Here is a 7,423-nt window from a genome sequence, read left to right on the forward strand (position 1 = left end):
AAGATAAAAAAAACACCACTTATGATGAAAAGTGGTGTTTCTTGTGTTTTCTCCGTGCATATAGGATCGCACCAATCAAACTGACGAGTGAAATCAACGCAAGAATTCTGATATAAGGCGGATAGTACGTTAGCACAATCTCATTTTTACCTTTTTCTATCGGAAAACCGATAAAGGCGTAATTGGCTTGCTCAATATCGGTCTGCTTTCCGTTTACCGTGAGCTCCCAGCCTTTTTCATATGGTACTGGCAAGATCATATAATCATCGCCGCGTTTGTTATCATATGAAATCGTAAAGCGGTTGTTTTCGAGCTTTACCTGCTGGCTGCCATTATCCTGTTTTTCTTTTTCATATGCTTTTTCTAGAATGCGGTAAGGCTCTTGATACAGCTTTAGTTGATCGAGCTCATACGTCCCTTTTGGTACTCGAATGGAAAGAATTTTTTCCGCAGGGACTCGAATCGTCACTTCATTGACGCCTGTTTTGTAGATGGATGTATTGCTTTTTCGTGAGGTGACGTAGTTGTCAACGGATAACTGAAATCCTTCGTTCCGGTCTGTCCGCTTCACATAAAAGCTCACATACACATCCCCTGAACGTGCCATATCATCTGGCAACGTGATATTCAGGCCGCCCGTTTCCCCGTATACATCAAGCACGCCATTTTCGTATACGGCTTGTTCCGTATGAATATTTGTATCCTTTACTCGATCTGGCGCATGCTCGATTTCAGCGTTTCCTTTTTTGTCTAAAATCACGCCTTGCAGCATCGCGTGCTCCCTATCTAGCGCTGAGGCGTGCTGTAGGGATTCTTCTGAATAAACGGTGCTCGTTGTTCTTGCAAATGGCAGCGGCCGTGTATTTTCATACACCGTATAATGCTCACTTTCTAATATTGGCTTAAAATAAGCTGGCGGTGAGTAAGACATCGATTTGTCTCTCATATAATATTTTCCGTAGGTCAGGCTGTATAAATTCGCTCTGTCCCCCATTGTTGCATACCGGCTGACACTTTCCCGTCCCATATCGATTTGCAGGTCATTCCAGTAGAAATTGAGCAAATGCTGATTCAATATACTTGAATACACACTCATGCCTTGAAAGCCTTCAAATAATGGGGTATTGTTTCGCACGCCATTCATCCAATCAATCCGGGCAAGCGGATCTTTTGAGCGGCTTTGTATCTGCTGAATGAGCTTCATTTGCTCAGGTCCAGCATACGCTTCACTTTTCATATACGTATCTGATACTTCCTTGATATTGCTTCTTTCAGATAAGTAGCCCTGCTGATACACATTTGCTGTCAGTACGCTAACGACAATGAGTACAGCGGAAAAAAGACGAAGATGCTGGCGTTTTTCCGCATGTATCGAAAGGAAGAACAGGCTGATCACAAGCAGTCCTATGCCTGTAAATACAACGACATCCATATTTCGCATCGCTCGTTCTGACAAGACGATAGAGAGGAGAAAAACGATCCAGGCGCCTAATACCGCACGCTTTTTCCACTTCCACTCGATTTGCGCAAAATGCTTGATGGTGATGGCTATGACCGCTCCAACTGTAAAGGCAAGAATGTATTCAAAGCGGTACTGCGGTGCTGAAAAACCATTAAACACACTCGCCATCTTTGGACTATAGTGAAAAACAATGAGCAGTACGCTGATTGATGTAAACATGAAAAACCACCGATTCCGGTATAGCGGAACGAGGAACATACAAATCAGAAACATCACCGGCAATAAGTACACCCTGCTTGTAAACAGCAGATGATCATGAAGCTCGAACCAAGGAATGGCCTGTTCATACGGCGGTCTTATATTATGAAGAAAGCCATAAACAGACGGGATAAAAAAGGCCGCACTGATCCCAAAGGATAACAGCGTAGATATCGCAAGAGTCCAGAAAACCTGCCACCCTCGCTCCTCACTTCGAAGCTTGATCATATATCTGAAGACAAGATACATCGCTAAAAAGATAAAATGAATATAGGCAAAGTAAAAATTATTGATCAGCATCAGGCTGCAACCCGCAATAAACCAAGCCGGCTTACCTGTTTTGAATATCCGTTCAACCCCAAGCACAAGCAGCGGAAGCCACATCATGCTGTCGGTAAAAAACTCCCAAAACGTTTCATGTCGAAAATACACAATAGACAGTCCGTAAATTGCGGCACCTGTCAATGCACCGAGCTTATGCTGAACCATTGAAAGAAGTACCTGGTAAGCGATGAAAAGAATCAGCGTCAGCTTGATCACGCTCAGCCAAATCACAGCATTTGCCCAAAAATGAATGTCTGTTGACTGTATAAGATGAAGCGTATTCATCAGCCAGACGACAGCGACTGTCACCATAAAAACAGTCGACGTTGTAAAATAATAACCTAATTGTGTGTATGTACCGCCGCCTAGACCAAATTGATAGGAATAAAAGAAGTTTCCTTTGACGTATTCGTCGTAAAGCAACTTTTTAAATGGGAGCATTTGCGAGATGCCGTCCCCATCTCCTGTCATGTACCGGCCTTGCGTATATTCATATAAGAAAAAGGCGTGTCCTAATAATGCGAGAATGAGACACATTCCAATGATTATCCATCTACGTTTCATCATCTAAATCCTTTCCACAAAAGATCCACTGTTTGCTTAAAACAAAACAACCCAGCAAGCGGTTCTTGCTTGCCGGTCATTTGACTCCACGTTATTTAAATAACTGCGTTAACACTCGGTCTTGTTCTTTTGAGCTTGTCTCTTTTTCCATGACATTTGATTCTTGGATTAAATAATGCGGCCTCTTTTTTGTTTCATAATAAATACGGCCAATATATTCTCCAATTACGCCTAGACTCAAAAGCTGGACACCTCCGAGGAAAAGGACAGCCGATATTAAAGTGAAATAACCCGGTACCATGATGCCCGTTCTGACGATTTGAATAAAGGTGGCCACAATGTAAATCAAAGAGAGGAATAAGATCAGTATGCCAGTATAAAAACAAATACGCAGCGGGCGGTTGTTAAAAGAAATGACGCCATCAATCCCGTAGTTAAATAATTTCTTCAGTGACCATTTTGTATCACCATGCTGTCTTTCTACATTTTCATAATAGATGACCTTTTCCTCAAATCCAATCCAGCAAAAAAGTCCCTTCGAAAAACGATTCCCCTCTTTCAGCTTCAGCAATGCGTCAATCGCTTGGCGTGAAATTAAACGGAAATCCCCGACGCCATCACGCAAGTCCACTTCAACTACCTTGTTCATGATTTTATAGTACATCGATGATAGGTAAGAGCGAAGCTTGCTGTCCCCTTTACGGTTCCGTTTGGCTATGACTTGATGGTAGCCTTCTTCATATCCTCTGACAAAATCCTGAATCAAATACGTCGGATGCTGTAGATCGGCGTCCATAATGATCGCAGCTGCTCCCTTTGCATGTTCAAGACCTGCCAAAATAGCAGCTTCCTTCCCGAAGTTACGCGAAAAGGAAATGTATTTGACCTTTGTACTTTTGCGAGAGAGCTCTCTCATATATTGAAGCGTATTGTCCTTGCTTCCGTCATTAATAAAGATGATTTCAAAGTCATAATGAAAATCTCGAAACTCTTCCTCGAGTGCCTCAAAGATTCGTCTGATGTTTTCACCTTCATTGTAAGAAGGAATTATAACAGAGAGCAATTCTCGTTCCATATCGCACCTTCTCTTCACTTTTTTCATATAGTCTGTTATATTCATTATTCCTTTTTTGTCAGAAAACGAAACCCTTTTTTATTATCCATAAATTACATGTCTCTTTAATCGTTTCATTATATCAGAGTTTTATTTCCAGTGATTTTCAGCAAGATGAATTTAATGTAATTTTAAGTTTAACCATTGTAAAAAGCCTGTAATTTCGATCACAGACTGGGTATTGTTTCATAAAATTGTTTTTCCACTTATATATTTTCCTTTTTTTGAAAAACGAGTAGAAGTGCAAAGGGCAACCCTTTTAGTGTAGCAGCCCTTTGTTGTTTTGTTGCAAATGCTCGTTTGCCTTCGATTGTTTATTTTGAAATAAATGCAGCTGCGCGCCGTAGCTTTCAATCCATTCCTGGACAATCCGTTCTGTCGTTTCCTGTCCTTTATACTTGCGGCCGGCCTTTGCATAGGTCGTTTCAAAATCACTCCAAAGCAGCTCTACCCATGTACGTGCTTCGTCATATGTCAGCATATTGTTTTTTTCCATGAGTTGTTCTGTTAGTCGCTCAAAGTATTGTTCCATGTCGGTTCCTCCTTCATCTAGCAGAAAGTGCCTTTTTAAAAAAACCTCTTTTTTCATATACTACCCTTACGTCTTCAAAAGACGCAAATGATTTGTATTGTTTGGAGGGAATCGATATGCGCAATAAAGCAAAGGGCTTTCCAAATCAGGTAAATCACAAATTTGAAGGCGAACCAGGCGCTACAGATGCATATGCGTCTAAAAGGCCGAATGGTGAGACGAATACACGTCCGCAGGAACGTATGAGGGCATCAGGGAAACGCTAATTTTTCCAAAGGGAGTGCTTGAGATATGAGTTCAAATGGGAAATCGTATATGGAAGATTTTGTTCAATTAAGGACAACCGCTTACCCTCAACCATGGGCGAATGCAAAGCATTCTGCCTCTCAGGTCAACGGAGAAACGCAGCAAACGCAGCACGACATCGTACTTCAGAACAACGTCCGTAAACAACGTTCGAAGTAAAGGAAAGGACTGATCTTAGAGAGATCAGTCCTTTTGCGTAAGCATTGAAATCGGCAGGGCATCTTCTTTTTCTGGAGACGATACTCTGTATCCCCAAGCAAACACCCCGTTCAAATATTCCACGTAAAATTGCTCGCCTGTGTCTTTGATTTGATAGGTCGTTTTGGTTTGAATCAACCCTGGATCTAATAAGTAGGCTTTGGCCATATCAATTTTCCGTTCTAAGACGGCGTATTCATTCACTATACCTAGCTGCTCAGCCTTTCTAGCTTTTTCAGAAAGGGCCGCAATTTCCTGTTTTAATTCGTATTCTGTCATCTCACTATAACGTTTGTCCATCTGTTATTCCCCTTTGTTTAAAACGTGATCAATTGCATCGAGATCAAAGCCTTTTCGAAAGAGAAATTGCTTCACTTTCATCTTCTTTTCAAATGACCCGTCATATCCTACCTTGCGTTTCGCCTTCTCCAGCATATACAGAAGGGCTTCTTCTTCCTGTTCCTCTTCTTGTCCATCATAGGCTTCTTGAAGGGCTTTATCAATGATTGCAAACGAAAAGCCCTTTCGCTGAAGCTGGAGCTTGATGCGCTGCTCAATTTCTTTTGTCGAACGATTTTTTTCTTTTCTCACAAGCTTAAGCACCTGCTTGACGGCTTCCTCCAGCTGTAAGTCCTCAGGATATTGCGAGAGCGCTTGTTCAATGGTGTCATCGTCTATGCCTTTAAGCTTTAATTCTTTTTTTAGGACGGACGGCCCTTTGCTGTTCGTTTTCCGGTGAGTGCTCACAAATGCTTCTGCAAATTCAAAATCATTTACATACTTGTAATGCTTTAATTTGTGTATAATTTCACTAATAGCAGGTGTTGGTATTTCTTTTTTCTTTAAATAATCAGTGACTTCTTTCACTGATCTCATGCGGTAAGATAAATAATCGACCGCCTGCTCAAATCCCTTTTTGACTGAATCACCGAATTGTATCTCAATGATATCTGCTTCATCCAGCTCTTTCCCCTTTTTCAAATCGTGCTGGACAAGCACATCTAGATCAACGCTAAAGGCGTACTTTTCATCAAGAAAGATGTTGACGCGCTCTGTATTGTTTTTCTGAGCAGAAATTTTTGTAATATAAGGCATCCTGTTATCACCCCTTTTCTAAAATCGTCAGGATGTTTCTTCTGATTCAAAATCGTAAAAGATAATAGGTATGTATATGAGAGGAGAGATGTCAATTGAATATCGCCATCACCGGAGGAACCGGTTTTATCGGCCAGCACGTCACAAAGGTGCTCGCTGCTGAAGGACATCATCTATATATTTTAACAAGAAATCCAAAGGAATCCGAACAAAATCATTTACATTATGTGCAGTGGCTGACAGAAGGTGCTGCGCCTGAGGATGAATTGCCTGCCATTGATGTATGGATAAACCTTGCTGGAAAATCCATTTTTACACGTTGGACCGACAAGGCGAAAAAAGGCATTCTTTCTAGCCGTCTACAATCAACGCAAGAAGTGAAACGCATCATCGAAGCGCAGGAAACGAAACCGTCTGTACTCATTCAAGCAAGTGCTGTCGGGATTTATGGCACGTCTAAAATAGAAGATTTCACGGAGGAATCACCTCCTGCGGATACTGATTTCTTAAGTCATACATCCAAGCTTTGGGAGGCTGAGGGACAAAAGATTGAAGCACTCGGCATTCGTACGGTCTATACACGCTTTGGCGTCGTGTTAGGAGAAAAAGGGACACTGCCTCTGATGACACTGCCATACAAGCTGTTTGCCGGCGGGACCATCGGTTCTGGCACGCAATGGGTTTCGTGGGTTCATGTGGACGATGTGGCCCATCTCATTGCTTATGCGATTCACAATGACGACATATCAGGTCCACTCAATGTCACATCACCGAATCCTGTTCAAATGAAGCAGCTCGGACAGACCATTGCCTCTGCCCTTCACCGTCCACACTGGCTGAAGGTGCCATCCTTTGTGATCAAAACGGCACTTGGCGACATGTCATTACTTGTTTTAGAAGGCCAGCGCGCCATGCCGAAAAAGGCGCTGCTATCTTCTTATGAATTTTTACACCCTGAGCTAAAAGAAGCGATTTTGCATTCAGAGGAATAAAATTTGTCAAAAACACCCATCCTAAGAAGAAATGATATGAGGGGGCGATTTTGATGAAGAAAAAAGAACACCAGCCAACTTCGAAGCTGAAGAAAACCCAGGAAGTCCTGTATCAGCAAGAATTCAAAAAAGCGGAAAGAGCAGCAGAAAAAAGAAACAAATAAAACGGATATTCCTCTTTCACAAGCACATAACTAAAGTGATCTTGTAAAGGAGGAGAAGGCTTTGAAAAAAGACCAACACAAAAAATCCAACTACGAGCTAGCGGCACAAGAAACAGATGGAGAATATGTTGAATTTTCCAAAGAACTTGCAGATCCAAATGACGTAAAAGCAATGGCACGTATGAAAGCAGCCGATCAGCGCGCCAAAAAACAATAAGTAAAAAGGCAGACCTTTAGACAGGGTCTGCTTCAGATTGTTGACAAAGGGCTAAAATGACCTTTATTTTAGCCCTTTGTCTTCTTTTCAGCGTGATAGAAAGCCCTTGAAGTCTAGGAAGGACGAGTACCGGAGCGGAGCGAATTGGACATTCGTGAGCACCGGAACGCAGGACTGACAAAGAATGCGAGGGTTTG

Annotated in this window: 11 protein-coding genes; 5 read left to right on the forward strand and 6 right to left on the reverse strand. The window is 42.0% G+C overall.

Annotation, left to right across the window (positions count from 1 at the left end):
• Positions 1 to 19: 19 nt before the first annotated feature.
• The 3 genes from IEE86_RS18470 to IEE86_RS18480 form a co-directional block, all read right to left on the reverse strand.
• Positions 20 to 2,611, reverse strand: coding sequence for a YfhO family protein (locus tag IEE86_RS18470; protein WP_191098460.1), 2,592 nt, complete (start codon positions 2,609 to 2,611; stop codon positions 20 to 22).
• 88 nt (positions 2,612 to 2,699) lie between these two features.
• Entirely contained in the window at positions 2,700 to 3,683 is a 984-nt protein-coding gene (locus IEE86_RS18475; RefSeq protein WP_191098461.1) for a glycosyltransferase family 2 protein, read from the reverse strand.
• Positions 3,684 to 3,981: 298 nt separating this feature from the next.
• Positions 3,982 to 4,254, reverse strand: a complete 273-nt coding sequence (locus IEE86_RS18480) for a YfhJ family protein (protein WP_191098462.1) — start codon at positions 4,252 to 4,254, stop codon at positions 3,982 to 3,984.
• Between the two features lie 116 nt (positions 4,255 to 4,370).
• On the opposite strand from IEE86_RS18480, the gene IEE86_RS18485 reads away from it, so the two are divergent.
• Together IEE86_RS18485 and IEE86_RS18490 are read left to right on the forward strand one after the other, a co-directional pair.
• The gene (locus tag IEE86_RS18485) at positions 4,371 to 4,520 is read left to right on the forward strand and encodes a small, acid-soluble spore protein K (RefSeq protein ID WP_003217849.1); all 150 of its coding nucleotides are present in this window, start codon (positions 4,371 to 4,373) and stop codon (positions 4,518 to 4,520) included.
• A 25-nt stretch (positions 4,521 to 4,545) separates the two neighbouring features.
• On the forward strand, positions 4,546 to 4,719 hold the full coding sequence (locus IEE86_RS18490) for a YpzG family protein (protein WP_003217811.1): 174 nt from the start codon (positions 4,546 to 4,548) through the stop codon (positions 4,717 to 4,719).
• Positions 4,720 to 4,743: 24 nt separating this feature from the next.
• Here the strand turns inward: IEE86_RS18490 and IEE86_RS18495 are convergent, their stop codons facing one another.
• Both IEE86_RS18495 and recX read right to left on the reverse strand, forming a co-directional pair.
• A complete protein-coding gene (locus IEE86_RS18495; protein ID WP_191098463.1) occupies positions 4,744 to 5,058 on the reverse strand; it encodes a YfhH family protein in 315 nt (104 codons plus the stop codon).
• A gap of 3 nt (positions 5,059 to 5,061) precedes the next feature.
• Complete coding sequence (gene recX / locus IEE86_RS18500; protein ID WP_191098464.1) at positions 5,062 to 5,853, reverse strand: recombination regulator RecX; 792 nt, start codon at positions 5,851 to 5,853, stop codon at positions 5,062 to 5,064.
• 95 nt (positions 5,854 to 5,948) lie between these two features.
• Here recX and IEE86_RS18505 point away from each other — a divergent pair, with 95 nt between their 5' ends.
• The 3 genes from IEE86_RS18505 (at position 5,949) to IEE86_RS18515 (ending at position 7,226) form a co-directional block, all read left to right on the forward strand.
• The gene (locus tag IEE86_RS18505) at positions 5,949 to 6,845 is read left to right on the forward strand and encodes a TIGR01777 family oxidoreductase (protein WP_191098465.1); all 897 of its coding nucleotides are present in this window, start codon (positions 5,949 to 5,951) and stop codon (positions 6,843 to 6,845) included.
• Between the two features lie 53 nt (positions 6,846 to 6,898).
• Positions 6,899 to 7,009, forward strand: a complete 111-nt coding sequence (locus IEE86_RS18510; RefSeq protein WP_017358836.1) for a YfhE family protein — start codon at positions 6,899 to 6,901, stop codon at positions 7,007 to 7,009.
• Positions 7,010 to 7,070: 61 nt separating this feature from the next.
• Positions 7,071 to 7,226, forward strand: a complete 156-nt coding sequence (locus IEE86_RS18515) for a YfhD family protein (RefSeq protein WP_191098466.1) — start codon at positions 7,071 to 7,073, stop codon at positions 7,224 to 7,226.
• A 16-nt stretch (positions 7,227 to 7,242) separates the two neighbouring features.
• Here IEE86_RS18515 and IEE86_RS19485 read toward each other — a convergent pair.
• The coding region (locus tag IEE86_RS19485; RefSeq protein WP_224741089.1) for a hypothetical protein at positions 7,243 to 7,423 on the reverse strand (181 nt) is incomplete at its 5' end.

Source organism: Bacillus crepusculi (assembly GCF_014764715.1).
In the GTDB taxonomy this organism is placed as follows: domain Bacteria; phylum Bacillota; class Bacilli; order Bacillales; family Bacillaceae; genus Bacillus.